The organism is Lelliottia sp. GFLA7, from assembly GCF_056490165.1.
In genome coordinates this window covers 39,484-66,046 of record NZ_JBWLAQ010000004.1, presented here as the reverse complement: position 1 = coordinate 66,046, position 26,563 = coordinate 39,484, and the positions used below count along the sequence as shown (strand labels likewise).

Annotated in this window: 27 protein-coding genes and 1 pseudogene; 15 read left to right on the top strand and 13 right to left on the bottom strand. The window is 54.7% G+C overall.

Annotated features, from left to right (window positions below; genetic code table 11):
- Window positions 1–3: 3 nt before the first annotated feature.
- The 7 genes from ispD (at window position 4) to rpoS (ending at window position 5,895) form a co-directional block, all read left to right on the top strand.
- Entirely contained in the window at window positions 4–714 is a 711-nt protein-coding gene (gene ispD / locus AC07RN_RS13370) for a 2-C-methyl-D-erythritol 4-phosphate cytidylyltransferase (RefSeq protein WP_478336585.1), read from the top strand.
- A complete protein-coding gene (gene ispF / locus AC07RN_RS13365; protein ID WP_015960210.1) occupies window positions 714–1,193 on the top strand; it encodes a 2-C-methyl-D-erythritol 2,4-cyclodiphosphate synthase in 480 nt (159 codons plus the stop codon). The genes ispD and ispF overlap by 1 nt, the downstream gene beginning before the upstream one ends.
- Window positions 1,190–2,239, top strand: coding sequence for a tRNA pseudouridine(13) synthase TruD (gene truD, locus AC07RN_RS13360; RefSeq protein ID WP_478336584.1), 1,050 nt, complete (start codon window positions 1,190–1,192; stop codon window positions 2,237–2,239). The genes ispF and truD overlap by 4 nt, the downstream gene beginning before the upstream one ends.
- Window positions 2,220–2,981 carry a 5'/3'-nucleotidase SurE gene (gene surE, locus AC07RN_RS13355; protein ID WP_015960208.1) on the top strand — a complete coding sequence of 254 codons (762 nt, stop codon included), beginning with the start codon at window positions 2,220–2,222 and terminating at the stop codon, window positions 2,979–2,981. Before truD ends, surE begins: the two co-directional genes overlap by 20 nt.
- Window positions 2,975–3,601, top strand: a complete 627-nt coding sequence (locus AC07RN_RS13350) for a protein-L-isoaspartate(D-aspartate) O-methyltransferase (protein WP_015960207.1) — start codon at window positions 2,975–2,977, stop codon at window positions 3,599–3,601. The genes surE and AC07RN_RS13350 overlap by 7 nt, the downstream gene beginning before the upstream one ends.
- A gap of 116 nt (window positions 3,602–3,717) precedes the next feature.
- Complete coding sequence (gene nlpD / locus AC07RN_RS13345; protein ID WP_015960206.1) at window positions 3,718–4,842, top strand: murein hydrolase activator NlpD; 1,125 nt, start codon at window positions 3,718–3,720, stop codon at window positions 4,840–4,842.
- 60 nt (window positions 4,843–4,902) lie between these two features.
- Window positions 4,903–5,895: an RNA polymerase sigma factor RpoS gene (gene rpoS, locus AC07RN_RS13340; RefSeq protein WP_015960205.1), complete on the top strand. Its 993-nt coding sequence runs from the start codon at window positions 4,903–4,905 to the stop codon at window positions 5,893–5,895.
- Window positions 5,896–6,130: 235 nt separating this feature from the next.
- On the opposite strand, the gene AC07RN_RS13335 is transcribed toward rpoS, so the two are convergent.
- On the bottom strand, window positions 6,131–6,538 hold the full coding sequence (locus AC07RN_RS13335) for a MarR family winged helix-turn-helix transcriptional regulator (RefSeq protein ID WP_407439288.1): 408 nt from the start codon (window positions 6,536–6,538) through the stop codon (window positions 6,131–6,133).
- A gap of 172 nt (window positions 6,539–6,710) precedes the next feature.
- Here AC07RN_RS13335 and AC07RN_RS13330 point away from each other — a divergent pair.
- The 3 genes and pseudogenes from AC07RN_RS13330 (at window position 6,711) to AC07RN_RS13320 (ending at window position 8,976) form a co-directional block, all read left to right on the top strand.
- Window positions 6,711–7,312: pseudogene (locus tag AC07RN_RS13330) on the top strand (non-oxidative hydroxyarylic acid decarboxylases subunit B).
- Window positions 7,302–8,729, top strand: coding sequence for a non-oxidative hydroxyarylic acid decarboxylases subunit C (locus tag AC07RN_RS13325; protein WP_478336583.1), 1,428 nt, complete (start codon window positions 7,302–7,304; stop codon window positions 8,727–8,729). Before AC07RN_RS13330 ends, AC07RN_RS13325 begins: the two are co-directional and overlap by 11 nt.
- A 10-nt stretch (window positions 8,730–8,739) precedes the next feature.
- Window positions 8,740–8,976 (top strand): non-oxidative hydroxyarylic acid decarboxylases subunit D, encoded by a 237-nt coding sequence (locus tag AC07RN_RS13320; protein ID WP_478336582.1) that lies wholly within the window; start codon window positions 8,740–8,742, stop codon window positions 8,974–8,976.
- 40 nt (window positions 8,977–9,016) lie between these two features.
- Here the strand turns inward: AC07RN_RS13320 and mutS are convergent, their stop codons facing one another.
- Together mutS and AC07RN_RS13310 are read right to left on the bottom strand one after the other, a co-directional pair.
- On the bottom strand, window positions 9,017–11,578 hold the full coding sequence (gene mutS, locus AC07RN_RS13315) for a DNA mismatch repair protein MutS (protein ID WP_478336581.1): 2,562 nt from the start codon (window positions 11,576–11,578) through the stop codon (window positions 9,017–9,019).
- A gap of 113 nt (window positions 11,579–11,691) precedes the next feature.
- A complete protein-coding gene (locus AC07RN_RS13310; RefSeq protein ID WP_015960203.1) occupies window positions 11,692–11,922 on the bottom strand; it encodes a SymE family type I addiction module toxin in 231 nt (76 codons plus the stop codon).
- Between the two features lie 187 nt (window positions 11,923–12,109).
- Here AC07RN_RS13310 and AC07RN_RS13305 point away from each other — a divergent pair, with 187 nt between their 5' ends.
- On the top strand, window positions 12,110–12,460 hold the full coding sequence (locus tag AC07RN_RS13305) for a nitrous oxide-stimulated promoter family protein (RefSeq protein WP_478336580.1): 351 nt from the start codon (window positions 12,110–12,112) through the stop codon (window positions 12,458–12,460).
- Here the strand turns inward: AC07RN_RS13305 and AC07RN_RS13300 are convergent.
- From AC07RN_RS13300 to hypA, 10 genes are all read right to left on the bottom strand, one after another.
- A complete protein-coding gene (locus AC07RN_RS13300; protein WP_478336579.1) occupies window positions 12,457–13,704 on the bottom strand; it encodes an MDR family MFS transporter in 1,248 nt (415 codons plus the stop codon). The genes AC07RN_RS13305 and AC07RN_RS13300 overlap by 4 nt on opposite strands.
- Before the next feature lie 15 nt (window positions 13,705–13,719).
- Window positions 13,720–14,481, bottom strand: a complete 762-nt coding sequence (gene eitC, locus AC07RN_RS13295) for a siderophore ABC transporter ATP-binding protein EitC (RefSeq protein ID WP_015960200.1) — start codon at window positions 14,479–14,481, stop codon at window positions 13,720–13,722.
- Entirely contained in the window at window positions 14,481–15,518 is a 1,038-nt protein-coding gene (locus tag AC07RN_RS13290) for a FecCD family ABC transporter permease (protein WP_478336578.1), read from the bottom strand. Before AC07RN_RS13290 ends, eitC begins: the two co-directional genes overlap by 1 nt.
- Window positions 15,518–16,516 (bottom strand): siderophore ABC transporter substrate-binding protein EitA, encoded by a 999-nt coding sequence (gene eitA, locus AC07RN_RS13285; protein WP_015960198.1) that lies wholly within the window; start codon window positions 16,514–16,516, stop codon window positions 15,518–15,520. The genes AC07RN_RS13290 and eitA overlap by 1 nt, the downstream gene beginning before the upstream one ends.
- A 199-nt stretch (window positions 16,517–16,715) precedes the next feature.
- Entirely contained in the window at window positions 16,716–18,788 is a 2,073-nt protein-coding gene (flhA, locus tag AC07RN_RS13280) for a formate hydrogenlyase transcriptional activator FlhA (protein WP_478336577.1), read from the bottom strand.
- A 57-nt stretch (window positions 18,789–18,845) separates the two neighbouring features.
- On the bottom strand, window positions 18,846–19,856 hold the full coding sequence (gene hypE, locus AC07RN_RS13275; protein ID WP_478336576.1) for a hydrogenase expression/formation protein HypE: 1,011 nt from the start codon (window positions 19,854–19,856) through the stop codon (window positions 18,846–18,848).
- Window positions 19,853–20,974, bottom strand: coding sequence for a hydrogenase formation protein HypD (gene hypD, locus AC07RN_RS13270; protein ID WP_478336575.1), 1,122 nt, complete (start codon window positions 20,972–20,974; stop codon window positions 19,853–19,855). The genes hypE and hypD overlap by 4 nt, the downstream gene beginning before the upstream one ends.
- A gap of 2 nt (window positions 20,975–20,976) precedes the next feature.
- Complete coding sequence (locus AC07RN_RS13265) at window positions 20,977–21,249, bottom strand: HypC/HybG/HupF family hydrogenase formation chaperone (RefSeq protein ID WP_235133945.1); 273 nt, start codon at window positions 21,247–21,249, stop codon at window positions 20,977–20,979.
- Window positions 21,240–22,103, bottom strand: a complete 864-nt coding sequence (hypB, locus tag AC07RN_RS13260) for a hydrogenase nickel incorporation protein HypB (protein ID WP_478336574.1) — start codon at window positions 22,101–22,103, stop codon at window positions 21,240–21,242. The genes AC07RN_RS13265 and hypB overlap by 10 nt, the downstream gene beginning before the upstream one ends.
- 3 nt (window positions 22,104–22,106) lie before the next feature.
- Window positions 22,107–22,457, bottom strand: a complete 351-nt coding sequence (hypA, locus tag AC07RN_RS13255; protein WP_015960192.1) for a hydrogenase maturation nickel metallochaperone HypA — start codon at window positions 22,455–22,457, stop codon at window positions 22,107–22,109.
- Between the two features lie 209 nt (window positions 22,458–22,666).
- Between hypA and hycA the strand changes: the two genes are divergently transcribed.
- From hycA to AC07RN_RS13235, 4 genes are all read left to right on the top strand, one after another.
- Entirely contained in the window at window positions 22,667–23,122 is a 456-nt protein-coding gene (gene hycA, locus AC07RN_RS13250) for a formate hydrogenlyase regulator HycA (RefSeq protein WP_015960191.1), read from the top strand.
- Window positions 23,123–23,192: 70 nt separating this feature from the next.
- The gene (locus tag AC07RN_RS13245) at window positions 23,193–23,801 is read left to right on the top strand and encodes a 4Fe-4S dicluster domain-containing protein (RefSeq protein ID WP_015960190.1); all 609 of its coding nucleotides are present in this window, start codon (window positions 23,193–23,195) and stop codon (window positions 23,799–23,801) included.
- Window positions 23,798–25,624 carry a formate hydrogenlyase subunit 3 gene (hycC, locus tag AC07RN_RS13240; RefSeq protein WP_478336573.1) on the top strand — a complete coding sequence of 609 codons (1,827 nt, stop codon included), beginning with the start codon at window positions 23,798–23,800 and terminating at the stop codon, window positions 25,622–25,624. Before AC07RN_RS13245 ends, hycC begins: the two co-directional genes overlap by 4 nt.
- Before the next feature lies 1 nt (window position 25,625).
- A complete protein-coding gene (locus AC07RN_RS13235) occupies window positions 25,626–26,549 on the top strand; it encodes a respiratory chain complex I subunit 1 family protein (protein ID WP_015960188.1) in 924 nt (307 codons plus the stop codon).
- Window positions 26,550–26,563 lie beyond the last annotated feature (14 nt).

Genomic DNA, 26,563 nt, shown 5'->3' with positions numbered 1-26,563 from the left:
GACATGGCAGTGACTTTTTCGGATGTATGCGCCGTGGTACCGGCCGCTGGCTTTGGTCGGCGCATGCAGACAGAGTGCCCTAAGCAATACCTTTCAATCGGTGATAAAACGATCCTTGAGCATACCGTGGCGGCACTGCTGGCGAATCCACGGGTGACGCGCGTCGTTATCGCTATCAGTCCGGGCGATGCCCGTTTTGCCGCGTTACCGCTGGCGAATCATCCGCAAATTACCGTTGTTGACGGTGGCACAGAACGTGCCGACTCGGTGCTGGCAGGCATTCGGGCGGCGGGGAATGCCGCGTGGGTGTTGGTTCACGATGCCGCGCGTCCGTGTTTACATCCGGACGATCTCGCACGTTTGCTGGCGATCAGCCAGACAAGTACTGTGGGCGGTATTCTGGCCGCGCCGGTGCGCGACACCATGAAGCGTGCGGCACCAGGGCTGAATCATATTGCTCACACCGTTGAGCGCGTTGATCTTTGGCACGCGCTGACGCCCCAATATTTCCCTCGCGAACTGCTCCACGACTGCTTAACCCGTGCGCTCAATGAAGGCGCAACCATCACCGATGAAGCCTCGGCGCTGGAATATTGTGGTTTCCATCCAGAGCTTGTAGAAGGACGCGCTGATAATATCAAAGTGACGCGCCCCGAAGATTTACAGCTCGCGGAATTTTATCTTACCCGTATGACCTATCAGGAGAACGCATAATGCGAATTGGACACGGTTTTGACGTACACGCCTTTGGCGGCGTTGGCCCGATTATCATTGGCGGCGTGCGCATCCCTTATGAAAAAGGGTTGCTTGCACACTCCGACGGCGATGTGGCGCTGCACGCCCTGACCGACGCCCTGCTGGGTGCTGCGGCGCTGGGCGATATCGGCAAGCTGTTCCCGGATACCGATCCGGCCTTTAAAGGGGCGGATAGCCGCGAACTGTTGCGCGAAGCCTGGCGACGTATTCAGGCGAAGGGCTACACGCTCGGCAACGTGGACGTGACCATTATTGCGCAGGCGCCAAAAATGCTGACGCATATCCCGCAGATGCGCGTGTTTATTGCTGAAGATCTGGGTTGTCATATGGACGACGTGAATGTTAAAGCGACCACCACCGAAAAACTTGGCTTTACCGGGCGCGGTGAAGGCATCGCCTGCGAAGCGGTTGCGCTGCTGGTGAAGGCGGCCAAATGACAGCGTTTGAGAATCTAACCTGGCTGCACGGAAAACCGCAGGGCGCTGGCCTGCTAAAAGCCAATCCTGAAGATTTCGTGGTGGTAGAAGATTTGGGTTTTGAGCCTGACGGTGAGGGTGAACACATCCTCGTGCGTATTTTGAAAAATGGCTGTAACACCCGTTTTGTCGCCGACGCGCTCGCGAAATTCCTTAAAATCCACGCCCGCGAAGTGAGTTTTGCTGGTCAGAAAGACAAACACGCCGTAACGGAACAGTGGCTTTGCGCCCGCGTTCCCGGCAACGCGATGCCTGATTTGAGTCAATTTGAGCTTGAAGGCTGTAAAGTGCTGGAATATGCCCGGCATAAACGCAAGCTGCGTTTAGGCGCGCTCCAGGGCAATGCTTTCACTTTGATTCTACGCGACGTGACAGATCGTGACGACGTCGAAAAACGCCTGGCCGCAATCGCGGAGCAGGGCGTGCCGAACTACTTCGGCGCACAGCGTTTCGGTATTGGCGGCAGTAATTTGCTGGGTGCGCTGCGCTGGGCGCAAAGCGATGCGCCGGTGCGTGATAGGAATAAGCGCAGTTTTTGGTTGTCTGCGGCCCGCAGTGCGTTGTTTAATCAGATTGTGAGTGAACGGCTGAAAAAACCGGACGCGAATCAAGTTGTTGTCGGCGATGCGCTACAATTAGCGGGACGCGGCAGTTGGTTTGTGGCTACGGCGGAAGAAATGACCGATGTACAGACGCGCGTCGATAATAAAACGCTGATGATTACCGCCGCGATGCCCGGCTCGGGAGAGTGGGGCACGCAGGGCGATGCGCTCGCGGCTGAACAGGCGGCGATTGCGGATGCGCCAGAATTACAATCATTGCTGATGCGGGAGAAAGTCGAGGCGGCGCGCCGTGCGATGCTACTCTATCCGCAGATGCTTAGCTGGAACTGGTGGGACGACGTGACCGTCGAGTTACGCTTCTGGCTACCGGCAGGTAGCTTCGCCACCAGCGTTGTCAGGGAACTTATCAACACCTCGGGTGATTATGCGAATATTGCTGAGTAACGATGATGGGATACATGCGCCGGGCATTCAGACGCTGGCGAAATACCTGCGCGAGTTTGCCGACGTGCAGGTTGTTGCTCCTGACCGTAACCGCAGCGGGGCGTCTAATTCATTGACGCTGGAATCGTCACTTCGTACGTTTGCGTTTGAGAATGGCGATATCGCCGTGCAAATGGGCACGCCGACCGACTGCGTGTTTTTGGGCGTCAATACGCTGATGCGTCCTGGGCCGGATGTGGTCGTGTCGGGGATTAACGCGGGGCCAAATCTGGGTGACGACGTGATTTACTCAGGGACCGTCGCCGCAGCGATGGAAGGCCGCCATTTGGGATTCCCTGCGCTGGCGGTTTCCCTGAATGGCCACCAGCACTACGATACGGCCGCAGCGGTAACCTGTTCGATTCTGCGTGCGCTCAGCCGTGAACCGCTGCGCACCGGGCGTATTTTGAATATCAACGTTCCCGATCTGCCTCTTGACGAAATCAAAGGCATTCGCGTAACGCGCTGTGGCAGTCGACATCCGGCTGACCAGGTGATTCCGCAGCAGGATCCGCGCGGCAATACGCTTTACTGGATCGGTCCTCCTGGCGATAAATGCGACGCTGGCCCGGATACCGATTTTGCGGCTGTCGATGAAGGGTATGTGTCCGTCACGCCGTTGCACGTAGATTTAACGGCGTACAACGCGCAAGATGTGGTGTCAGGCTGGCTTGAACGTGCCGGGGTGAACACGCAATGGTAAGTCAACGTGTACAAGCACTTCTGAATCAATTGCGCACCCAGGGCATCGCCGACGAGCGTGTGCTGGAGGCTATCGCGCAGGTACCGCGCGAGAAATTTGTGGATGAGGCGTTTGAACACAAAGCGTGGGAAAACGTGGCCTTACCCATAGGACAGGGGCAGACAATTTCTCAGCCCTATATGGTCGCGCGCATGACGGAATTACTGGAGCTGACACCGGAGTCTCGCGTTCTCGAAATTGGAACGGGATCGGGCTATCAGACGGCGATTCTGGCGCATCTCGTTCATCATGTCTGCTCTGTTGAACGAATCAAAGGCTTGCAATGGCATGCGCGCCGTCGTCTTAAACAGCTTGATTTACATAATGTTTCAACACGTCACGGTGACGGATGGCTGGGGTGGCAGGCTCGCGCTCCGTTTGACGCTATTATCGTGACGGCAGCACCGCTTGAAATCCCCGCTGCGCTCTTGTCGCAGCTGGATAATGGCGGCATTCTCGTGTTACCCGTGGGCGATGAACATCAGCTGTTAAAGCGTGTTCGTCGGCGGGATGGCGAGTTTATCATCGATACTGTAGAAGCCGTGCGTTTTGTGCCTCTCGTGAAGGGAGAGCTGGCCTGAGACTCGGAATTTTCCAGGGTTTTTCAGGAAAATTCAGCGTATGGTGAGGCGCAAACCGTTTGTGCGATTACGGTTAATTTTAAGTCACTGGTAGTTAACACATTCCTGGGGGATAAATGAGCGCGGGAAGCCCAAAATTCACCATCAGCCGTGTTGCGGCATTGTCACTGGTTTCGCTTTGGCTGGCGGGTTGTACGAATTCAAATAACGCCCCTGCTCCGGTGAGCTCTGTCGGTGGTAACAGCGGTTCCGGAAGTTCGTCCGGCGGAATGCTAATTACCCCTCCACCCAAAATGGGCACAGCAACAACACAACAAAATCCGCCAATTCAGCCGATGCAGCCTCCTGCTGCGCAGCCAACGCAGATTCAACCAGTGCAACAGTCTGTGCAGACCGAGAATGGCCGCATAGTCTATAACCGTAAGTATGGGAACATTCCTAAAGGAAGCTATACCGGCGGCAGCACTTATACCGTTAAACGTGGCGATACGCTTTTCTATATCGCGTGGATCACCGGGAACGATTTCCGTGACCTCGCGCAGCGAAATAGCGTGCAAGCCCCGTATGGTCTGGAAGTTGGGCAAACGCTTCAGGTCGGTAATGCGACCGGTACGCCATTGACGCCAGGCAACTCTGTATCTGCAGCGGATGTTACCGCTCAAAATAACAGCGTTAAACCTGCGCAAAATACAAGCGCAGTGGTTGCTTCGCAACCCACAATTACGTATTCTGAGGACTCAGGTGAACAGAGTGCTAACAAAATGTTGCCGAATAATAAGGCGTCTGCGACTGTCGTCACAGCACCGACTACGGCACCTGTGGTTAGCTCTACCGTACCGACTGCCAGCAGTATGACCTCCAGTGCGCCTATCTCTACCTGGCGCTGGCCAACTGACGGCAAAGTATTCGAGAACTTCTCTTCCTCCGAGGGGGGAAATAAAGGGATCGATATCGCAGGAAGTAAGGGACAGGCTATCACCGCGACCGCAGATGGACGCGTTGTATATGCCGGTAACGCTCTGCGCGGTTACGGTAATCTTATTATCATAAAACATAACGATGATTACCTGAGTGCCTACGCCCATAACGATACAATGCTGGTCCGGGAGCAACAAGAAATCAAGGCGGGGCAAAAAATCGCTACCATGGGTAGCACCGGAACCAGTTCTACACGCTTGCATTTTGAAATTCGTTACAAGGGGAAATCCGTAAACCCGCTGCAGTATTTGCCGCAGCGATAATTTGACGGGGCATACCACTTCAGGATGTCTCGTTCAGGGATCACGGGTAGGAGCCACCTTATGAGTCAGAATACGCTGAAAGTTCATGATTTAAATGAAGACGCGGAATTTGATGAGAACGGAACCGAGTCTTTTGATGAGAAAGTCTTAGTTGAAGAGGAACCCAGTGATAACGATTTAGCTGAAGAAGAGCTGTTATCGCAGGGCGCCACACAGCGTGTGCTTGACGCGACTCAGCTTTACCTTGGGGAGATTGGTTATTCCCCACTGCTAACAGCCGAAGAAGAAGTGTATTTCGCGCGTCGCGCACTGCGTGGAGATGTTGCCTCACGCCGTCGCATGATTGAAAGTAACTTGCGCCTGGTTGTGAAAATTGCCCGTCGTTATAGCAATCGTGGTCTGGCACTGCTGGATCTGATTGAAGAGGGTAACCTGGGCTTGATCCGCGCCGTTGAGAAGTTTGACCCTGAACGTGGGTTCCGATTCTCAACTTACGCAACCTGGTGGATTCGTCAGACCATCGAACGGGCAATCATGAACCAAACCCGTACGATCCGTTTGCCGATTCACATCGTCAAAGAGTTGAACGTCTACCTGCGTACTGCGCGCGAGTTGTCCCATAAACTGGACCACGAGCCAAGTGCAGAAGAGATTGCCGAGCAACTCGATAAACCGGTTGATGACGTAAGCCGTATGCTGCGTCTCAATGAGCGCATTACCTCAGTCGACACCCCGCTGGGTGGCGATTCCGAAAAAGCGCTGCTGGACATCCTGGCCGATGAAAAAGACAACGGCCCGGAAGACACCACGCAAGATGATGATATGAAGCAAAGTATCGTCAAATGGCTGTTCGAACTGAACGCCAAACAGCGTGAAGTGCTGGCACGTCGTTTCGGTCTGTTAGGGTATGAAGCTGCGACACTGGAAGATGTTGGCCGTGAGATTGGCCTGACGCGTGAACGTGTTCGTCAGATTCAGGTTGAAGGTTTGCGTCGCCTGCGTGAAATTCTGCAGGGGCAAGGACTGAATATCGAAGCGCTGTTCCGTGAGTAAGACACTTTTCATCAAAAAAAGGCCGGTCGAAAGACTGGCCTTTTTCTTTTATGGCGCTACGGCAACGCTGCTTCGTGCGGGTTGCGCTACCTGATTTTACGCCATCCCGATTAAGCACCGTCGCTGACCGGCGCGCCTTACTGGCATTTTCCAGCAGAGTCTGTAATTCGCGATAGTGAATCGCCGAACCGTGACTTTCGCTTTCAAGTGCCTTTAATTCTTTGGGGCAGGAAAGCTAGCCTTGCATCATTTTTTTAATCAATTCAGCAAACTGTGTACGCTCATCCGCGCTAAGTTTGCCTAAAAAGGCTTCATCAACCTTGTTCCCCGTTGGTTTACAGCGCTCCAGTAAACTCTCACCCTCAGGCGTTAGAAAGACAAATCTTCTGCGTTTGTCCGCCGGATCGGCCTCTCGCTTAACCAGACCACGACCCTCCATACGGCTTAGCATCTCTGCCAGTGTAGCTTTGGTGCTGACAGCGACTTCAGTCAGCGCGACCTGCTCAATCCCTGGATGTTCGTCAATAGAACGCAGCACCGCATATTGTGGCTTTGTTAATTCCGGCAGAGCATTCTGCCAGTGCGCAGTATGTTGTTGAAAAAGTTGACGCAGCAGGTGGAACGCTTCTTGTCTCAGTTCCATGAACTCTCCAGGATAAAAATTCTGCCCCTATGATAGCCGCTATTGCGAATAAATTTAACGCGACTTTCCCATACAAATAATGTGATCGTATACGAACGATCTTGTCAGACGCATTTTTGAAGCGTATTTTAATTATAAAGTTCGTATGCGAACAAATATATTGAGGCGATGAATGAGACTGATTGTTGGGATGACCGGGGCAACCGGTGCGCCGTTAGGTGTCGCTTTACTTCAGGCGCTGCGGGAAATACCTGACGTCGAAACGCATCTGGTGATGTCGAAATGGGCCAAAACCACGATTGAACTGGAGACGCCTTATACCGCTCAGGAGGTCGCTTCTTTGGCTGATTTTACGCATAGCCCAGCCGACCAGGCCGCCACTATCTCATCCGGTTCGTTTCGTACCGAAGGCATGATTGTTATCCCATGCAGTATGAAAACACTGGCTGGCATTCGCGTGGGTATGCCGAAGGGTTGATAGGGCGCGCCGCAGACGTGGTGTTAAAAGAGGGGCGAAAGCTGGTTCTTGTTCCACGGGAAACGCCCCTCAGTACTATTCATCTGGAAAATATGTTGGCCCTTTCCCGCATGGGGGTGGCGATGGTGCCGCCAATGCCAGCGTATTACAACCATCCGCAGAGTGCCGATGACATCACTCAGCACATTGTGACTCGGGTACTCGATCAGTTTGGACTGGAACATAAAAGCGCGTGTCGCTGGAACGGTCTGCAAGCGGCAAAGCATTTTTCACAGGAGAATAAAGATGGCATTTGATGATTTGAGAAGCTTTTTGCAGGCGCTCAATGAGCAAGGGCAACTGCTGAAAATAGAGGAAGAGGTCAATGCAGAACCCGATCTCGCCGCGGCGGCCAATGCGACCGGACGCATTGGCGAAGGTGCACCCGCGCTATGGTTTGACAACATTCGTGGGTTTACCGATGCTCGTGTAACGATGAACACCATTGGTTCATGGCAAAACCACGCCATCTCTTTGGGGCTGCCGCCTAACACGCCAGTCAAAAATCAGATTGATGAGTTTATCCGTCGATGGGATAAATTCCCGGTGACACCAGAGCGCCGGGCGAATCCGGCCTGGGCTGAGAATACTGTCGATGGGGATGAGATTAACCTTTTTGATATTTTGCCACTGTTCCGTCTGAACGACGGCGATGGTGGTTTTTATCTCGATAAAGCCTGTATGGTCTCACGCGATCCGCTCGATCCGGATCATTTCGGCAAGCAAAACGTGGGTATTTACCGCATGGAGGTGAAAGGTAAACGCAAGCTTGGCCTACAGCCTGTGCCAATGCACGATATCGCGCTGCATCTGCATAAAGCGGAAGAGCGCGGCGAAGATTTGCCGATTGCGATCACGCTCGGAAACGATCCTATTATCACCCTGATGGGGGCCACGCCCCTCAAATACGATCAGTCTGAATACGAAATGGCGGGCGCACTTCGCGAAAGCCCGTACCCCATTGCGACCGCACCGCTTACTGGTTTCGACGTCCCGTGGGGCTCAGAGGTCATTCTTGAAGGGGTTATTGAGAGTCGTAAGCGTGAAATCGAAGGGCCGTTTGGTGAATTCACCGGGCACTACTCCGGCGGGCGTAACATGACCGTCGTGCGTATTGATAAGGTCTCTTACCGCTCGAAACCTATTTTTGAATCGCTCTATCTCGGGATGCCGTGGACGGAGATCGACTACCTGATGGGCCCGGCGACCTGCGTGCCTCTGTATCAACAGTTGAAAGCAGAATTCCCGGAAGTACAGGCTGTGAATGCGATGTATACCCACGGGCTGCTGGCCATCATCTCTACCAAAAAACGCTACGGTGGTTTTGCTCGCGCGGTGGGGTTGCGTGCCATGACCACGCCGCACGGTTTGGGCTATGTGAAGATGGTGATCATGGTTGATGAAGATGTCGACCCGTTCAATCTTCCGCAGGTGATGTGGGCGCTTTCGTCAAAGGTCAATCCGGCAGGTGATCTGGTACAGCTACCGAATATGTCCGTGCTGGAACTCGATCCTGGCTCCAGCCCGGCGGGAATCACTGACAAAATGATTATCGATGCCACGACTCCGGTTGCGCCGGATAACCGTGGTCACTACAGCCAGCCGGTTCAGGATTTACCTGAAACCAAAGCCTGGGCTGAAAAACTGACTGCGATGCTGGCCGCACGCCAATAAGGAGGAAGAAATGATTTGTCCACGTTGTGCCGATGAACATATTGAAGTGATGGCGACGTCGCCGGTAAAAGATGTCTGGACGGTTTACCAGTGTCAGCACTGTCTGTATACCTGGCGCGATACTGAACCGCTGCGCCGCATCAGCCGCGAACACTATCCTGAAGCGTTTCGTATGACGCAGAAAGATATTGATGACGCTCCGCAGGTGCCAGCTATACCGCCGCTACTGTCCGATTATCATCGCTAATACAGCCCCTCTTCCCTTATCAGGAAGAGGGTTTTTTGGTTTATACCAGACTTTTCAAACGATAAATCCATTCCAGCGCCTGACGCGGTGTCAGGGAATCCGGATCGAGATTTTCGAGCGCTTCCACCGCAGGAGATGTCTCTTCCGCTGTCATCAGCAACGACATTTGCGAGCCATCTACCTGAGTGGCAGCCGCATTTGGCGATAAGCTTTCCAGTTCCCGCAGTTTCTGACGCGCACGTTTAATCACTTCTTTTGGCACACCGGCCAGTGCAGCAACGGCAAGGCCGTAACTCTTGCTCGCAGCGCCATCCTGAACCGTATGCATGAACGCGATGGTGTCCCCGTGCTCCAACGCATCCAAATGCACGTTCGCCACGCCTTCCATTTTCTCGGGTAGCTGTGTTAGCTCGAAATAATGCGTCGCAAAAAGGGTCAGCGCTTTGATCTTATTCGCCAGACTTTCGGCGCAAGCCCACGCCAGAGAAAGTCCATCATAGGTTGATGTCCCGCGACCAATCTCATCCATCAGCACCAGACTGTTTTCTGTCGCGTTATGCAGAATATTCGCCGTCTCGGTCATTTCGACCATAAAGGTTGAGCGGCCGCTTGCCAGATCGTCCGCAGCACCCACGCGGGTGAAGATACGATCGATAGGACCGATTTCCACTTTCTGCGCGGGAACGTAGCTACCAATGTATGCCAGCAGGGCAATCAAGGCAGTCTGTCGCATATACGTACTTTTACCGCCCATGTTCGGACCGGTAATAATCAGCATACGGCGTTGCGGAGAAAGATTGAGCGGGTTGGCAATAAAGGGTTCGCGTAATACCTGCTCGACAACGGGATGACGCCCCTCAGTAATACGAATGCCGGGTTTATCAATAAACGTTGGGCAGGCGTAATTTAGCGTGTCGGCGCGTTCTGCCAGGTTTATCAGCACATCCAGCTCAGCCAACGCACTTGCGCTCGCCTGTAAATCAGCAAGGTGCGGCATCAGCATATCGAACAGCTCTTCATAAAGCTGTTTTTCAAGCGCCAGCGCTTTCCCTTTGGAGGTGAGAACTTTGTCCTCATACTCTTTCAGTTCAGGAATGATGTAACGCTCGGCGTTCTTGAGGGTCTGCCGACGGACATAGTGAATGGGTGCATGGTGGCTCTGACCCCGGCTGATTTGAATGTAATAGCCGTGGATGGCGTTGTAGCCCACTTTCAACGTATCAAGCCCCAAACGCTCACGCTCGCGGATTTCCAGCTTATCGAGATAATCCGTTGCACCATCAGCCAGAGCACGCCATTCATCGAGTTCCTCGTGATAGCCAGGAGCAATGACCCCGCCATCGCGAACCAGAACCGGGGGAGCTTCCACGACCGCGCGTTCCAGTAATTCGCACAGCTCGGTGAATTCACCCATCGTTTCGCGCAGTTTTTGCACGGGAGCGCTGTTCACTTCAGCCAGCTGTGCACGTAACGTGGGAAGCTGCTGGAAGGCATGACGCATGCGGGCCAGATCGCGTGGGCGCGCGGTGCGCAACGCGAGACGGGCAAGAATACGTTCTAAATCGCCTACCTGGCGCAGCACGGGTTGGAGCTCTGTAAAGCGATCCTGTAACGCACCGATGGTTTGCTGACGACTGACCAGCACGTTTGTGTCACGCACGGGCATATGCAGCCAGCGCTTGAGCATCCGGCTACCCATTGGTGTGACGGTACTGTCGAGCACGGCGGCGAGGGTGTTTTCCACGCCACCGGCGAGATTCTGCGTGATTTCGAGATTACGACGTGTGGCCGCATCCATGATGATGCTGTCCTGCTGGCGTTCCATCGTAATCGATCGGATATGGGGCAGGGTGGTGCGCTGCGTATCTTTTACGTATTGCAACAGACAGCCTGCGGCGCACAGACCACGCGGCGCATTCTCAACGCCAAAGCCAATCAGATCCCGCGTACCAAACTGCAGGTTTAACTGCTGACGTGCGGTATCAATTTCAAATTCCCATAACGGACGGCGACGCAGGCCTCGACGGCCATCAATCAATGCCATCTCCGCAAAATCTTCGGCGTACAGCAGTTCGGCTGGATTAGTCCGTTGTAATTCCGCCGCCATGGTTTCGCGATCGGCGGGTTCACTCAAGCGAAAACGACCGGAGCTAATATCCAGCGTGGCATAACCATAACCTTTACTGTCCTGCCAGATCGCGGCCAGCAGGTTATCCTGACGCTCCTGCAACAGCGCTTCGTCACTAATAGTACCAGGTGTGACGATGCGAACCACTTTGCGTTCCACCGGACCTTTTGACGTGGCCGGATCGCCAATCTGTTCGCAAATTGCGACGGACTCGCCTTGGTTAACGAGCTTCGCCAGGTAGTTTTCTACAGCATGATGCGGAATGCCCGCCATCGGAATCGGTTCACCCGCCGATGCGCCACGCTTGGTCAGCGAGATGTCGAGCAGCTGTGACGCGCGTTTTGCATCGTCATAGAAAAGCTCGTAAAAATCCCCCATACGATAAAAAAGCAGGATTTCAGGATGCTGAGCTTTGAGTTTCAGATACTGCTGCATCATTGGCGTATGCGCGGTCAAATTTTCGATTGTGCTCATGGAGTTCAGATATCCATTTCATTGAAATTATTGCGTTTTGTGCGACCTGCTGGCCGTTAGTTACCTCTATTGTCGCATGAACAAATGACAGGGGGCAGCAAAATGTCGAGACTTTATGCTGTGTCTTCTTCCATCAACTCAATGAGCAATTTTCCGTGCTCGACTCTCACTCTGACCTGTGAATTTGTTTTAAACCCTGCTTTTTCGAGCCAGTCGCCTTTTAGGCTCAGTGCCGCGTGAACGCTGTAGCGCTTTGGAATTTTGGTATTACGATCTTCATGGCGCTTTCTGAAGTAGCCCACTTTGAGATGGCGTTGAGACGGGGTGATCGTGATATCAGACATACAGGCTCCATTAACAGCAGGCGAAAAGGGAATGAAAATGCCTGTATAAAATGCCAGTAATTTTGTGAGGGCACAAATCTATAACTGGAAGCTGCCTTCAGAAAATGAAATGCAACAAATGAAATCAGGCTGAAAAGCCGAGTTTAAAGATGTATTATTTATGCACATTATTAACGGATAATCTGTCATGTCAGGAAAACGTATCTCTCGTGAAAAAGAGACGATCAGCAAAATGATCGCGCTCTACGAAACACAGTGCCCTCAGGCATCTCGCGACCCTGGGCATTATCAGGCTTTGAACACGTATGCAGATAAACGGCTGGATAAATGCGTATTTGGAGAAGAGAAGCCAGCCTGTAAGCAGTGTCCTGTCCACTGCTACCAACCTGCAAAACGTGAAGAGATGAAACAGGTAATGCGCTGGGCCGGACCGCGCATGTTATGGCGTCACCCGCTCCTCACTGTCCGTCATTTGATTGATGACCGCCGCCCGGTGCCGGAACTGCCCGAGAAATGCAGACCCAAAAATAAGGCTTAAGCTTTGCGAGCGTGCGCGCCTTGCATCGGGCGACAAATGATCACCATCGCTATCGCACTACACAGCGGGAAAAAGGCTAACTGCAACCAGGGAAAAATCGCTTCTTTCGATGGCACTAAAGCGTGATCGAGTTGACCACCGAAAAGGAAATTCCCCGCCAGCACAGCGCAACCCCCGGCCGTGGCGAGTGCGCCATAATGTGCGCCAAGCGTTGTCTCATCAGCAAACCAGGGGATTAGATCTTTGGCGGCGGGCACCAGCAGCATCTGCCCCAGCGTTAACAGCGTGACAAAACAGGCGGACGGCGCAAGTCGGAGCCACCCCGCAGGCGGGACGGTTGCCGCGAAAAGGGCAACGCTGACAAAGGAGGCTGAGACGAAGATGAACCCAAATGGAAGGATCCTGGTGGGACCCATACGACGAGCAAAACGTGCCAGCGGCAGTTGAAAAGCAATAATCAATATCGAGGCCAGCATAAACAGCGGTCCCAGATCTTTTTCGCTACCGCCTGCACGTTGAATTTCCACGGGCAGCGCCAGATAAAGTTGGTTATAACTCAGTAACCATGAGCTGTAGGCGATAATGAAAGCGACAAATCGCGGCCGACGAAAGGTGGTCCACCAGGGTGTCATTTCAAGCTTCTGTTTTTTTGCTGGAGCTGAAGGCAACGCGAAAAATAGGACGATCAACGCCACAACAAAAACACCCGCGCCAGCCAGTGCGACCTGGCGGAAACCAAGACCTGTCATGAGTGCCCCGGCAACCGGCCCAAGCACGGCCCCCAGTTCACCACACACGGCAAACAGGGCAAACCACTCCGCGCGACTGCGTTTGCCCCGCGCCTCGCTTTGTGTTCCGGCTTTCGCCAGCAATGCTTCAATGGAGGGGGAAAACAGCGCCCCGCCAATTCCGGTCAGACAGGCTCCCAATATAATCGGCCAAAGCGATTGCCCAAACGCCAGCAGCAAATAACCCGACACGCGAATAAGGCAGCCGGCCAGGATCACGATACGCGCGCCAAATCGGTCTGAAAGCGCACCGCCGACGATAAACATTCCTTGTTGGGAAAAGGTCCGCAGCCCAAGGATCAGCCCAATCAGCCCGCCAGAGAGCATCATGTCTTCGCGCAAAAAGATCGCAAGAAAGGGAACGACGGCATAAAAACCGATGTTGAAAACAAACTGGCTGCCCAGTAAAACAGTCGGCCAGACTTGCGTAGCTGGCCGAAAGAGAGGCAAAGACATGCGGATTACCCGGCGTTAAGCGATGTAGTGGATGTGTTTTTTGCCATGAAACGGTGAAATTTCGATTTTCGTTTCGACCCGAAAGACATCCCACAACAGCGTTTCAGTCAGGATCTCATCGGGTGTTCCCGAGGCAACAATTTCCCCATTTTGCATCACGATGAGTGCATCGCAGAACATCGACGCATGGTTGAGATCGTGGATGGCCACAATGCTGGTGACGGGTAATTCGCTGATGAGTTTCATCAGCTGTATTTGATGATGAATATCCAGATGGTTCGTGGGTTCATCGAGCAAGATCTCGGTTGGCGTCTGCGCAAGCGCGCGAGCAATGTGCACGCGCTGGCGTTCACCGCCGGACAAACTTTGCCAGCCTTGCTCGCTCTTTTTGAGCATATCCACACGTTCCAGCGCAGCGGTGACGGTTTCATCGTCCTGCGCACCCCAGTTCGAAAAAGGCGAATGATGGGGGATTCGGCCGAGTTTTACCACGTCACGAACGCGCATATTCGCTTCTGTCATGCCGTGCTGTTCAACAAAGGCCACCCGGCGTGCCAGCTGTTTTTTAGCGATCTGGCTGATGTTTTTATCGTCCAGTGTGACGCAGCCCGAATGGGGCCGGCGCAAGCCTGCCAGAACGCGCAGCAAAGAGGATTTACCTGAACCATTTGGGCCAAGTAGCCCAACCGTTTGCCCACGAGAAACCTTCAGTGAGACATTGTTGACGATAACTTTTTTACCCACCTTCCAGGTAATATTTTCGGCAGTGATGCTCATCACTTATTCCTTGAACGATAGATAATAAGGGCAAAGAACGGCACGCCAACCAGGGCGGTGACCACGCCGACCGGCAGGCTTTGCGGTGCAATCAGCAGACGAGACGCAATATCGGCAAGCACCATCAGAATGGCACCCGCCAGGGCGCTGGCGATGAGTAACGTGCGATGCAGCGGGCCAAAGAAATAGCGCATCACATGCGGAACGACCAGGCCGACAAATCCAATAGAGCCCGCCATGCTGACAATGGTTGCGGTAATCAGCGCAGTGACGGTGAACAGAATCAAACGCACCCAAGGGACGGCGATCCCAAGGGACGCTGCGGCATCATCGCCAAACGTAAAGGCATCCAGCGCACGGGAATAGTAAAGACAGATAGCCAGGCCGGTCAGCACCACAATCAGCACCAGTTGGAGCTCAGGCCATCTGACGCCGCTAAAACTGCCCAGCAGCCAGAACATCACATCACGGGCCTGCTGAGCGCTGGCGGAGGTACTGATGGTGTAGGCGGTGATGGCATTAAACAGCTGCGAGGCGGCAACACCCGCCAGGATAGTACGCTCGTTACCGCCACGCGCGCCATTCGTCAGAAACGCGACAAACACAAAAGCAGCAAAGGCACCGGCGAACGCGCCCGCGGAGAGCGAAACGGCGCCCGTTCCGATACCTAATACCACAACAGACACTGCGCCCGTGGAGGCCCCCGCGGAGACCCCAAGAACATAGGGTTCTGCGAGCGCATTTTTCAACAGGCTCTGGAGTACCGCTCCACAAATGGCCAGTCCCGCACCGCAGCAGGCCGCAACCAGCGCACGGCTCAGGCGGAAGTCCCAAATCACACTTTCAAAAATGCGACTCAGCGGCACATCGGTGAATCCCATTTTATTGCCGATCGCGTAGAACACGGTTTGCAGCGGGATCGACAGCTCACCCACGCTGACGCCAATGGCGATCACCAGAATAAGCAAGGCAATAGAAAGGATGCAGGATGTGCCAAGAAACACCCCCTGCCGTGCCTGTTGAGCGGCTGAACTCATTAGTTCAGCCCCATCTTTCTAAGCTGTTCGCCAACCTGTTCTGCGCCGTAAATGGTACGGATAGTGGGGTTCATGGCCTGACCGTCCATCACCACGATATGACCTTTTTTGACGGCATCAAGCTGACTAACCGCCGGATCGCTTTTCAGGAATTTGATTTTTTCTTCCGCGTTATCCAGAACCCAACGGTTACGATCGAGGCTTGAGACGACGATGACGTCAGGGTTTGCTGCGATGATGCTTTCCCAGCCCACGGTTGGCCATTCGGTTTCAGAGGTAATGGCGTTGTGTCCGCCCAGCACATTCGCGATAAAGCCGGATGCGCCATTTTTGCCGCCCACGTAGGCGTCTGCAGAAGGGGACGCGCTGGAGAACCAGAACACAAATGAAAGGTCTTTTTTGTTTTTACCAAATTCGGCACGCAGATCGGCTTCGCGTTTTTTGAAATCGGCAATCACCGCCTGACCGCGCGCTTCAACGTTGAAAATTTTAGCGAAATCTTCAATTTCCTGGTACAGGAACGTCATGTCCCAGAGTTTTTGACGGCTACCGTACATGTCGCCAACGCCCTTTTTGGTGGCGCACATGCCGGGTGAAACATAGCTGTTAACGCCAACGGTCGCGAGATCTTCTCGTTTCGCCACTTTGCTTTCAGGGCCCAGCAATAACGGCAACTGTGCCGGAACAAAATCAGGATTCTGGGCGAGAACAGACTCAAGTGTCGGGATTTCGACCGTCAGCAGTTTGATTTTGGCATTTTTCTCAGCCAGTTCCGGCAGCACTTTGGTTGGCCAAAAAGCGCTGGCAGCGATCTTATCCTGCAGTCCCAACAGCAGTAAAATTTCGACGGTATTCTGACCTAGCGCGACAACGCGCTCAGGGGCTTTGGTGAAGGTTTGCGTGTACCCGCAATTCTCAATAGTCAGAGGATAAGTGGTTGCATATGCACAGCTAACCGAAGCGAATGCCAAGCCTAAGGCGCTGAGGACCTTTTTCATAAAACGCTATCCTTCATCAATTGATTGTTTATTAGCAGGGCAGGGGATTTTAATGATAATGAAACTCATTTTAACGGGTGGGATTTATACAATTTAAAATATATCGTGTCAATCACTGATAATAACGTGTTGTTATTAATTAGGAATTATGATGGCTGGAGAAATGAATGCCGTGCATAACACGGCATTGAGAAGGGAATCAGAGCAACATATCTTTTTCGATGCCCAAACGTTTCATTCGCGAGAGCAATGTTGTGCGCTTCAAACCGAGACGTTGTGCGGCGCCTTTTGGCCCGGCGACGACGCCGTTGGTCTCTCTTAAAATACGGACAATCAGCTGATACTCGTCCTCACCGTCCTGCGCCATTTCCCGTGTGGGCAACGGCGGCTCTGAGATCATGACTTCCGGGATCGATAGCTGTAGCACGTTGCCACGCGTCAACAGAACGGCACGTTCAATCACATTTTCCAGTTCACGAACGTTGCCCGGCCACTCCATCGCGGAAAGGGTGCGCAGCGTTTCCGCCGGAATACTGTCGATATTGCGTCCCATCCGACGAGCAATTTTAGCGGTAAAGGCTTTCACCAGCAGCGGGATATCGTCCGGGCGTTCGCGTAGCGGTGGTAAGCAAATTGGGAACACGTTCAGACGGTAATAAAGGTCGTTACGAAATTCGCGGTCGGCGACCATTTTTTTCAGATCGCGATTGGTCGCGGCAATCAGCCGGACATTGGTTTGAATGAGTTTGTTACTTCCCAGACGTTCAAACTCTTGCTCTTGTAACACTCGCAGCAGTTTTGGCTGCAATTCCAGCGGCATATCACCCACTTCATCCAGGAATAGCGAGCTTTTATCCGCCAGTTCAAAGCGGCCAATGCGCTGGGTGCTGGCGCCGGTAAACGCACCGCGTTCATGACCGAACAAATCGCTTTCGAGTAAGCCCGCGGGCATCGCCGCGCAGTTCATCTTCACCATCCGGCGGCTGTTGCGGTTGCTAAGATTATGAATCGCGCGGGCGATCAGCTCTTTACCGGTGCCCGTTTCCCCGAGGATTAACACCGTGCTGTCGCTTTGCGCCACCATCTCAACTTGCTTCAGAACGCTGTACATGGCATCACTGCGGCCAATGATTTCACCGAATTCACTGTCGACATTATTAAGCTGCTCGGTCAGCGCCAGGTTTTCGTCCACCAGCCGCTCTTTCAGGCGATGAATTTCCTGGTACGCCAGCGCGTTGTCGAGTGCAATGGCAATGCGCTCCGCGATTTGGCGCAGCAGCTTAAGGTTGGTCGTGGTAAAGGCTTGTTCTTCGCACTGCGCCAGTTTTAACACGCCGAGCATGGTATTGCCGGACATCAGCGGCAGCAGGCACAGCGTCTGAATCTGGTTCCCCCAACACTGGAAAAGCATCCGCTCGTAAGGTGCCAGCTCGTCCCGTTCACTCAGATTCAGCAGCAGCATCTCTTTGCTTTTAAATACCCGCTCGGAAAGCGTTCCCGCCTCATCCACTTCGCTTTGTTCGTGCGCAGGATGGGTTTCATCGAGATAGTGAGTTGAGTGGATGGTCAGCTTGCCCTTGCGATGGCCGCGCAACACGATACTTATCGCGTCGATTTTAAAATAGTGGTGGATCTCTTTGGCGACTTCACTCACCAGCTCGTCCATGTCCAGTCTGGACAATACCGCATTGGTGATGGCGACGAGAATGCGGAAGTTATCGCGCTCGCGGCTTAACAGATCGTAATCGACGTTATCGGTGACGCGGCTGTGGATCTGCTCGGCCACTACGCTGACAATCTGCGTGAACGTATGCAGGCGCTCATATTCCGCCTCGCTCCACGGTTGATCGGTGTTGCGGATAAATTCGCAGCCACCAAAAATCCGCCCTTCTACGGTGAGCGGCAGCAGGCAATAATGGCCAAAAGGCGAATACAAATTGCTCTTTGCAAGCAGCGGCCAGGCCTGCTGGAATTCGTCGAAGTTGCAGTGCAGGGCGTCCGGGCGTGACAAAATACGGCGCACCGGACCATTCGCCAGCATGGTTTCGTCTTCATATTCGACGGACTTACCGTTGTCGCGCGTCGCAAAGTAGCTGGCACGACGGCTTGCGCTGTGCCACAGCACGATAGCGGCACTGTCTGCCAGCGCAGACTGCCGCACCAGACGCGTCAGGGCTTCGCTGAGCGAACCCAGATCGGGCTGCTGTAACAGTGTGCGCGTAATATCGAACAGCCCTTGCTGTCCAAGATCGCTCATCGGTGTATACGACATATTGCTTCCAAAGAAACGGGCAAAAAAATAAGAGTGCTGACCACGTTTAGCGCGGTTCTAGCAAATTCGGGGTAACGGTTCCGCGTGCGGTAAATCCAGCGTGCGTTTAATGCCGTAAAGCCCGGTCAGGCGCACCCCTTTGCGCTCAACCACTTCACCAATCACGGCAGCATCTTGACCAAGTGGATGCGCGCGCAGCTGCGTCAGTACGGCTTCTGCTGCAGAACGCTCGACGCCGATTAACAGTTTGCCTTCGTTGGCAAAGTTTAGCGGATCAAGGCCAAGAAGTTCGCACAGGCCACGCACGGCAGTTTTGACCGGCAGATGTTGCTCTATCAGCTCAATGCCGCAGCCGCTGCTGGCAGCAAATTCGTGGGCAACCGCATTCACTCCCCCGCGCGTCGCGTCGCGCAGGGCTTTGATACCCGGAATGTGACGGAGCGTCTGGATAAGTGGCGTCAACACGGCGCAGTCGCTGCGCAATTCACCGTCCAGACCCAGACCTTCTCGCAGGTTTAAAATCGTTGCGCCATGACAGCCCAACGTGCCGCTCACGATCAGCACATCGCCGACCGCCAACCGTTGTGCGCCCCAGTGAACGTCCGCGGGGATGGCGCCCAGTCCGGCAGTATTAATAAACAGTTTATCCGCCGCGCCGCGCTGCACGACTTTGGTGTCACCGGTGACGATAGCGATACCCGCTTCGCGTGCGGTGCTTGCCATGCTTTGGACGACGGTTTTTAGCGTGTCCATCGCCAGCCCTTCTTCGAGGATAAAGCCGCACGAAAGATAGCGGGGGATTGCGCCGCTGACGGCCACGTCATTCGCCGTACCGCATACCGCGAGCTTGCCGATATCGCCGCCCGGAAAGAACAGCGGATCAATCACGTAGCTGTCGGTCGAGAACGCCAGCCTGTCGCCCTGCGTGGTCAGTGTCGACAGGGCAATGCGCGCCTGATCTTCCTGCTCCGCCAGCCACGGATTGGCAAACGCTTCCAGAAACAGTTGGCTGATGAGCTGCTGCATCGCCTGGCCACCGCTGCCGTGCGCCATTTCAACCGTGTTCATGCTTCACACTCCTGATTGCGATACTGATACCATGCGGCGCAGGCGCCTTCGGAAGAGACCATCAGCGCGCCAAATGCGGTTTGCGGATTGCAGGTGTTGCCAAATAACGGGCACTGATGCGGTTTGCATTTACCGGTCAGGACCGCTCCGCAGCGGGCTCGCGGGTCATCACAAACCTGCTGTGGCTGCGGGCGAAAATGCGCTTCGGCGTCGAACGCGCGATACGCGGGGGTTAAATGCACGCCAGATTCAGCAATCAGTCCCAGACCGCGCCATTCGCTGTCACCTTCTACGGCAAAAACCTCGGCGATGGCGTTTTGCGCCAGCGGATTTCCCGCATCTGGCACGACGCGGCGATACTGATTTTCGACCACGCTCAGGGCTGCTATTTTCTGCTCAACCAGCATGTTGACGCCTTGCAGTAGATCAAGTGGTTCGAAACCAGCGACCACTAATGGCCGATGATAGTCCGCTGCAATAAAACCGTAAGCCTCTGTACCAATCACCATACTGACGTGACCGGGTGCTAAAAAAGCATCAATTCCGTTATCGGGTTCTTCCAGCAGGCTACGCAGCGTGGGGATCAGCGTGATGTGCTGGCAAAAAAAGAAGAAGTTATCGAGACCTTTTGCTTTTGCCTGTTGCAGGGTAATGGCTGTGGCGGGCATGGTGGTTTCAAACCCCAGGCCGAAAAACACCACTTTGCGCGTTGGATTTTCAGCCGCGAGCTTCAGAGCATCCACGGGTGAATAGACGATTCGCACATCCGCACCGCGCGCTCTGGCCTGTAACAGTGAGCCTTTTTTGCCCGGCACGCGCATCGCATCGCCAAAGGTGCAAAAAATCACCTCAGGCTGGCTGGCGATTTCGATGCAATTATCGATACGGCCCATCGGCAGCACGCACACCGGACAGCCCGGACCGTGGATAAACTCGATGTTTTCCGGCAGCAGCTGGTCAAGGCCAAATTTGAAGATGGCATGCGTGTGCCCGCCGCACACTTCCATAATCCGCAGCGGACGCTGTGCGGTGTAATCGAGTAATGTTGCCCGGGTTTTAAGGTGGGCGATAAGCCGCATCACCTGTTCCGGCGCGCGATATTCATCAACGTAGCGCATCGCTATCGCTCCTCGCCGTACAGCAGCGCGCCGACGTCCGGCTCGACTTCAAACATATTTTGCAGCGCCGCCAGGGTATCGCGGGCTTCGTCCTCGTCGATCAGGCTCATCGCAAAGCCCACGTGAACCAGCACCCACTGACCAAGACGCGATGCGCCGGTTTCGTCCACGCACCCGACCAGGGTGAGATCGACGTCGCGCAGCACGCCGCAGACTTCTACTTTTGCCTGGTTTCCATCGATGGAATGAATTTGTCCCGGAACGCCTATGCACATCGTTCGTTCTCCAGCCACGCGAGCCAGCTTTCCATGCCGTCTCCGCTTGTAGCGGACACTAGCAGGATCTGAATATCCGGGTTCACTTCGCGCGCGTACGCCAGGCATTTATCGACATCGAAATTCAGATACGGCAGCAGGTCGATTTTATTGAGCAGCATCAGCGAGGCAGCGGCAAACATATGCGGATATTTCAGCGGCTTGTCTTCCCCTTCGGTGACGGACAGCACTGCAACTTTGTGACGCTCGCCCAGATCAAAGCTCGCCGGACACACCAGATTGCCGACGTTTTCAATAAACAGAATGCCGTTATCGGCCAGCGGCAGACGCGGCGCAGCGTCGGCAATCATTTGCGCATCCAGATGACAGCCCTTACCGGTATTGACCTGAATAGCCGGGGTGCCGGTTTCGCGGATGCGTGCGGCGTCATTCACGGTTTGCTGATCGCCTTCGATAACCGCGCACGAGACGCTGCCGTTCAGGTGCTTGAGCGTTTCGGTTAGCAGAGTGGTTTTGCCTGAGCCGGGGCTAGAAACCAGGTTCAGCACCAGCTGTTGACGAGCGGCAAAGCGCGCGCGATTACGTGCAGCCAGCTGATTGTTTTTGTCCAGCACGTTGATTTCGACTTCCAACATTTTGCGCTGGCTCATGCCTGGCGAATGCGTCCCCGCTTCGCCGTGGCCGTAATGCAGATCGCCCGCATCCGACTGCTTCGGTGTGAACCGAATGCCGGTTAACGCCGCCGTGACGCGCGGTGCAGGGGAGAAAGGGGCGGAGCGAAACGCGGAGTGCGGGCGATGCTCATCGCCCTCGATATACAGGTTGCCTTCGGCGCAACCGCAGGTACTACACATGATTTACTCCTGGTCTATTTCGAGGCGCTGGATCTGCAAACCGTCGTCCGCCACGATGCGCAGCCCGACGTTCTGGCACTGCGGACAGAGGCGCACTTTAGAGGAGAGCAGCGTGACGTATTGCTGGCAGTGTTCACACCAGCATTCGGCCTGCTGTTCTTCTATATACAGCTGACAGCCTTCTGCCAGCGTGTCGCGGCACACCAGCTCAAAGCAAAAGGTGAGGGCGCTGGTTTCGACGCAGGAAAACGCCCCCACTTTCAGCCACACACCTGTCACGCGTTTCGCGTTGTGCGCTTTTGCCTGCTGTTCGATTAACTCCAGCGCTCGCTGGCAGAGGGTGATTTCGTGCATGACGCCTCCTCAATGATTTGCCCCATTAATGCAATAACGATGCCAGCTTAATTTTGATTAGGGTGTGACGATGACGCTGCTGACGAAATGACACGTCGACAGGCTGTCATTGACAGTTTGGATTGGATTAAATTCTATAAATTTCAACATGATAAAAATTGGCACAAAATCTGCTTAACAGCCGTATCTCCATTAACCGGATACCTGAGATGACTATTTGGGAAATTAGCGAAAAGGCGGATTACATCGCGCAACGCCATCAATCACTGCAGGAACAATGGCAGCATTACTGTAATTCGCTGGTTCAGGGGATCACCCTGTCAAAAGCGCGTCTGCATCACGCCATGAGCTGTGCGGCACAAGAGGATTTGTGCTTTGTCCTGTTCGGCCACTTCATGATTTACGTCACCCTGGCGGACACGTTTAACAGCCACACCATTCAGTACTTCGTCGAGACTAAAGAGGGCGAAAGAGAGCTGATTGCGCAGGCGCAGTTGATGGCCGACGGCATGGTTGACGGTCACGTTAGCAACCGCGATCGCCAGCAGGTGCTTGAACACTATCTGGAAAAAATCGCACCTGTTTACAACAACCTCTATTCCGCGGTTGAGCACGATTTACCGGTGGATTTAAAAGCGCTGGTGAGCGAGCCGCGCACCGTCTGATGTTTACGTGTCGAGACGTGTCGATATGACACTTTTTCGTCAAAAATGACTATGTCCTGAGGACTCCCCGGTGAACCGTTTTGTAATAGCTGACTCGACGGTCTGCATTGGCTGTCATACCTGTGAAGCGGCGTGTTCAGAAACGCACCGCCTGCACGGGTTGCAGTCGATGCCACGTTTGAAAGTCATGCGCAATGAGAAAGAGTCTGCGCCGCAGCTCTGCCATCATTGTGAGGACGCCCCCTGCGCGGGTGTCTGTCCTGTCAACGCCATCACCCGCGTTGAGGGTGCTGTGCAGCTCAATGAAAGCCTGTGCGTGAGCTGCAAACTGTGCGGCATCGCCTGTCCATTTGGTGCCATTGAATTTTCCGGCAGCCGTCCGCTGCACATTCCTGCCAATGCTAATTCGCCAAAAGCGCCCCCTGCGCCACCGGCTCCGGCGCGCGTCAGTACGCTGCTGGATTGGGTGCCTGGCGTGCGTGCCGTGGCGGTGAAATGCGATTTGTGCAGCTTTGACGAGCAAGGCCCAGCCTGTGTTCGCACCTGTCCGACAAAGGCGCTGATTCTGGTGAATATTCGTGATATTGCGCGCAGCAGCAAACGCAAACGTGAGCTGACCGTGAATACCGATTTCGGCGATCTGTCGCTGTTTCAGACGCAAAATGAGGGGGCGAAATGAACGCTGTCGATTTAGTTATCAGCGCTGTAGCGTGCCTGACGGTGACGGCGGTTCTGTCACTTCTCCTCTCGTTTTATAAACCGCTGAGCGGCTGGGTTGCCGGGCTTGGCGGCGCAGTGGGCAGCGTGATGACGTTCGCTGCGGGTGTTGTCGTGTTGACGCGCGGGCTGAGTGCCGCGGCGGTGATTCCTGTTATCCATCACAGCATTGCCCTTACGCCGCTCAACGCCATCTGGCTGGTGACCTTTGGTTTGTGCGGGCTGTTTATCAGCCTGTTTAACATCGACTGGCATCGTCATTCGCAGACCAAACCGAACGGGCTGTTGGTCAATTTGCTGCTGGCGACCGCCATTTGTGCCGTAGTCGCCAGCAATCTCGCGGCGCTGGTGGTGATGTCCGAAATCATGGCGTTATGCGGGGTGTTTCTCACCGGATGCACGCAGTCTGGCAAGCTGTGGTTTGCGCTGGGACGCCTGGGAACGCTGCTGCTGGCGCTGGCGTGCTGGTTAACGTGGCAACGCTACGCCACGCTGGATCTGGTGTTGATCAATGAACGCACGCAGTTGTTGCCATTAGGTGCCGACATCTGGCTGCTGGGGATGGCTGGCTTCGGTTTACTGGCGGGGATTATTCCGCTGCACGGCTGGGCTCCCCAGGCACATGCGAACGCTTCTGCTCCTGCCGCGACGCTGTTTTCAACCGTGGTGATGAAAGTCGGTCTGTTCGGCATGTTGACGCTGACGCTGGTGGGTGGACAACCGCCACTGTGGTGGGGCGTGGTGCTGTTGCTGGTCGGGATGCTCACCGCTTTCGTGGGCGGACTGTATGCCCTGATGGAGCACAATATCCAGCGTTTGCTGGCGTACCACACGCTCGAAAACATCGGCATCATTTTGCTGGGCTTTGGCGCAGGCGTGACCGGGCTTGCATTGAACCAACCGACCTTGATTGCGGCCGGATTTATCGGCGGGCTCTACCACCTCATCAACCACAGCCTGTTTAAAAGCACTCTGTTTCTGGGCGCGGGCAGCGTCTGGTTCCGCACCGGGCATCGCGACATCGAAAAGCTCGGCGGGATCGGCAAAAAAATGCCGCTTATCTCGCTTGCCATGCTGGTCGGGCTGATGGCGATGGCCGCACTGCCGCCGCTGAACGGCTTTGCGGGCGAATGGGTTATCTACCAGTCGTTCTTTGCGCTCGGCCAGAGCGACGTGTTTATTGCACGCCTTCTTGGCCCGCTATTGGCGGTGGGTTTAGCCATTACCGGGGCGCTGGCGGTGATGTGTATGGCGAAAGTGTATGGGGTGACGTTCCTGGGCGCGCCACGTACCCGTGAAGCCAGACAGGCCTTTAGCGCACCTTTCCTGATGACGACGAGCGTGGTTCTGCTGGCGATGTGCTGTATCGCTGGCGGCGTTGCAGCGCCGTGGCTGCTGCCGCTGTTGGGAACGGCTGTTCCGCTGCCGCTGACGACAGCGCACACCACCGTTTCTCAACCGATGATTGCGCTGCTGCTGATTGCCGCGCCACTGCTGCCGTTCGTGCTGATGCTGTTCTTCAAACGCGATCGCCTGCCTGCCCGTTCGCGCGGCGCGGCATGGGCCTGCGGGTATGAACACGAAGAATCCATGGTGATCACCGCCCACGGCTTTGCGATGCCGGTAAAAGAAAACTTTTCTGCCGTGCTGAAACTGCGCGAAAAGCTCAATCCGGTGGGCTGGGTTCCTGGCTGGCAGAGCACTGCCGCACCCGGCTTATTCCGTCGCCTCGCCGTGATCGAACTGGCGGTGCTGGTGGTGATTGTGATTTCACGAGGAGCCTGACATGAGTTTGTTACTGGCATTACTTCAGGCGCTGGTGTTGTTCGCCGTCGCGCCACTGCTCTCTGGCGTGACCCGCGTGGCGCGTGCGCGGATGCATAACCGTCGTGGTCCAGGCGTGCTGCAGGAATATCGTGACCTCTTCAAGCTGATGGGGCGTCAAAGCATTGCGCCCGATGCGGCGGGCTGGGTGTTTCGTCTGACGCCGTTCGTGATGGTCGGCGTGATGCTGACCATTGCCACCGCGCTGCCGGTGGTGACCGTGTGGTCACCGTTGCCTGTTTTGGGCGATCTGATCACCCTGATTTACCTCTTTGCTATCGCGCGCTTTTTCTTTGCCATTGCGGGCCTGGATACCGGCAGTCCGTTTACCGGCATCGGGGCCAGCCGCGAGGCAATGCTGGGCGTATTAGTGGAGCCGATCCTGCTACTGGGATTGTGGGTCGCCGCGCAGGTCGCGGGATCTACCCATATCAGCTTTATCACCGATACCGTCTATCACTGGCCCGTTGCGCGGAGCATCCCGCTGATTCTGGCGCTGTGCGCCTGCGCGTTTGCCACTTTTATCGAGATGGGCAAACTGCCGTTCGACCTCGCGGAAGCGGAGCAAGAGCTGCAGGAAGGCCCGCTCACCGAATACAGCGGCTACGGCTTTGCGGTACTGAAGTGGGGCATCAGCCTCAAACAGCTGGTGGTATTGCAGATGTTTGTCGGGGTCTTTTTCCCGTGGGGCCAAATGATCCACTTTTCCGTTGGCGGTCTGCTGCTGGCCGTGGTGATTGCCGCGCTCAAGCTGATGGCTGGCGTCCTCATTATCGCCCTGTTTGAAAACAGCATGGCGCGACTGCGGTTTGTTGCCACCTCACGCATTACCTGGGCTGGTTTTGGTTTTGCATTTTTAGCATTCGTCTCCTTGCTGGTGGCGTGATTACAGAGAGTCAG

Excerpts from the sequence above, each read along its gene's own strand:
- ispD (WP_478336585.1), top strand. The coding sequence starts at position 4 with ATGGCAGTGACTTTTTCGGATGTATGCGCCGTGGTACCGGCCGCTGGC.
- ispF (WP_015960210.1), top strand. The coding sequence starts at position 714 with ATGCGAATTGGACACGGTTTTGACGTACACGCCTTTGGCGGCGTTGGC.
- truD (WP_478336584.1), top strand. The coding sequence starts at position 1,190 with ATGACAGCGTTTGAGAATCTAACCTGGCTGCACGGAAAACCGCAGGGC.
- surE (WP_015960208.1), top strand. The coding sequence starts at position 2,220 with ATGCGAATATTGCTGAGTAACGATGATGGGATACATGCGCCGGGCATT.
- AC07RN_RS13350 (WP_015960207.1), top strand. The coding sequence starts at position 2,975 with ATGGTAAGTCAACGTGTACAAGCACTTCTGAATCAATTGCGCACCCAG.
- nlpD (WP_015960206.1), top strand. The coding sequence starts at position 3,718 with ATGAGCGCGGGAAGCCCAAAATTCACCATCAGCCGTGTTGCGGCATTG.
- rpoS (WP_015960205.1), top strand. The coding sequence starts at position 4,903 with ATGAGTCAGAATACGCTGAAAGTTCATGATTTAAATGAAGACGCGGAA.
- AC07RN_RS13335 (WP_407439288.1), bottom strand. The coding sequence starts at position 6,538 with ATGGAACTGAGACAAGAAGCGTTCCACCTGCTGCGTCAACTTTTTCAA.
- AC07RN_RS13325 (WP_478336583.1), top strand. The coding sequence starts at position 7,302 with ATGGCATTTGATGATTTGAGAAGCTTTTTGCAGGCGCTCAATGAGCAA.
- AC07RN_RS13320 (WP_478336582.1), top strand. The coding sequence starts at position 8,740 with ATGATTTGTCCACGTTGTGCCGATGAACATATTGAAGTGATGGCGACG.
- mutS (WP_478336581.1), bottom strand. The coding sequence starts at position 11,578 with ATGAGCACAATCGAAAATTTGACCGCGCATACGCCAATGATGCAGCAG.
- AC07RN_RS13310 (WP_015960203.1), bottom strand. The coding sequence starts at position 11,922 with ATGTCTGATATCACGATCACCCCGTCTCAACGCCATCTCAAAGTGGGC.
- AC07RN_RS13305 (WP_478336580.1), top strand. The coding sequence starts at position 12,110 with ATGTCAGGAAAACGTATCTCTCGTGAAAAAGAGACGATCAGCAAAATG.
- AC07RN_RS13300 (WP_478336579.1), bottom strand. The coding sequence starts at position 13,704 with ATGTCTTTGCCTCTCTTTCGGCCAGCTACGCAAGTCTGGCCGACTGTT.
- eitC (WP_015960200.1), bottom strand. The coding sequence starts at position 14,481 with ATGAGCATCACTGCCGAAAATATTACCTGGAAGGTGGGTAAAAAAGTT.
- AC07RN_RS13290 (WP_478336578.1), bottom strand. The coding sequence starts at position 15,518 with ATGAGTTCAGCCGCTCAACAGGCACGGCAGGGGGTGTTTCTTGGCACA.
- eitA (WP_015960198.1), bottom strand. The coding sequence starts at position 16,516 with ATGAAAAAGGTCCTCAGCGCCTTAGGCTTGGCATTCGCTTCGGTTAGC.
- flhA (WP_478336577.1), bottom strand. The coding sequence starts at position 18,788 with ATGTCGTATACACCGATGAGCGATCTTGGACAGCAAGGGCTGTTCGAT.
- hypE (WP_478336576.1), bottom strand. The coding sequence starts at position 19,856 with ATGAACACGGTTGAAATGGCGCACGGCAGCGGTGGCCAGGCGATGCAG.
- hypD (WP_478336575.1), bottom strand. The coding sequence starts at position 20,974 with ATGCGCTACGTTGATGAATATCGCGCGCCGGAACAGGTGATGCGGCTT.
- AC07RN_RS13265 (WP_235133945.1), bottom strand. The coding sequence starts at position 21,249 with ATGTGCATAGGCGTTCCGGGACAAATTCATTCCATCGATGGAAACCAG.
- hypB (WP_478336574.1), bottom strand. The coding sequence starts at position 22,103 with ATGTGTAGTACCTGCGGTTGCGCCGAAGGCAACCTGTATATCGAGGGC.
- hypA (WP_015960192.1), bottom strand. The coding sequence starts at position 22,457 with ATGCACGAAATCACCCTCTGCCAGCGAGCGCTGGAGTTAATCGAACAG.
- hycA (WP_015960191.1), top strand. The coding sequence starts at position 22,667 with ATGACTATTTGGGAAATTAGCGAAAAGGCGGATTACATCGCGCAACGC.
- hycC (WP_478336573.1), top strand. The coding sequence starts at position 23,798 with ATGAACGCTGTCGATTTAGTTATCAGCGCTGTAGCGTGCCTGACGGTG.
- AC07RN_RS13235 (WP_015960188.1), top strand. The coding sequence starts at position 25,626 with ATGAGTTTGTTACTGGCATTACTTCAGGCGCTGGTGTTGTTCGCCGTC.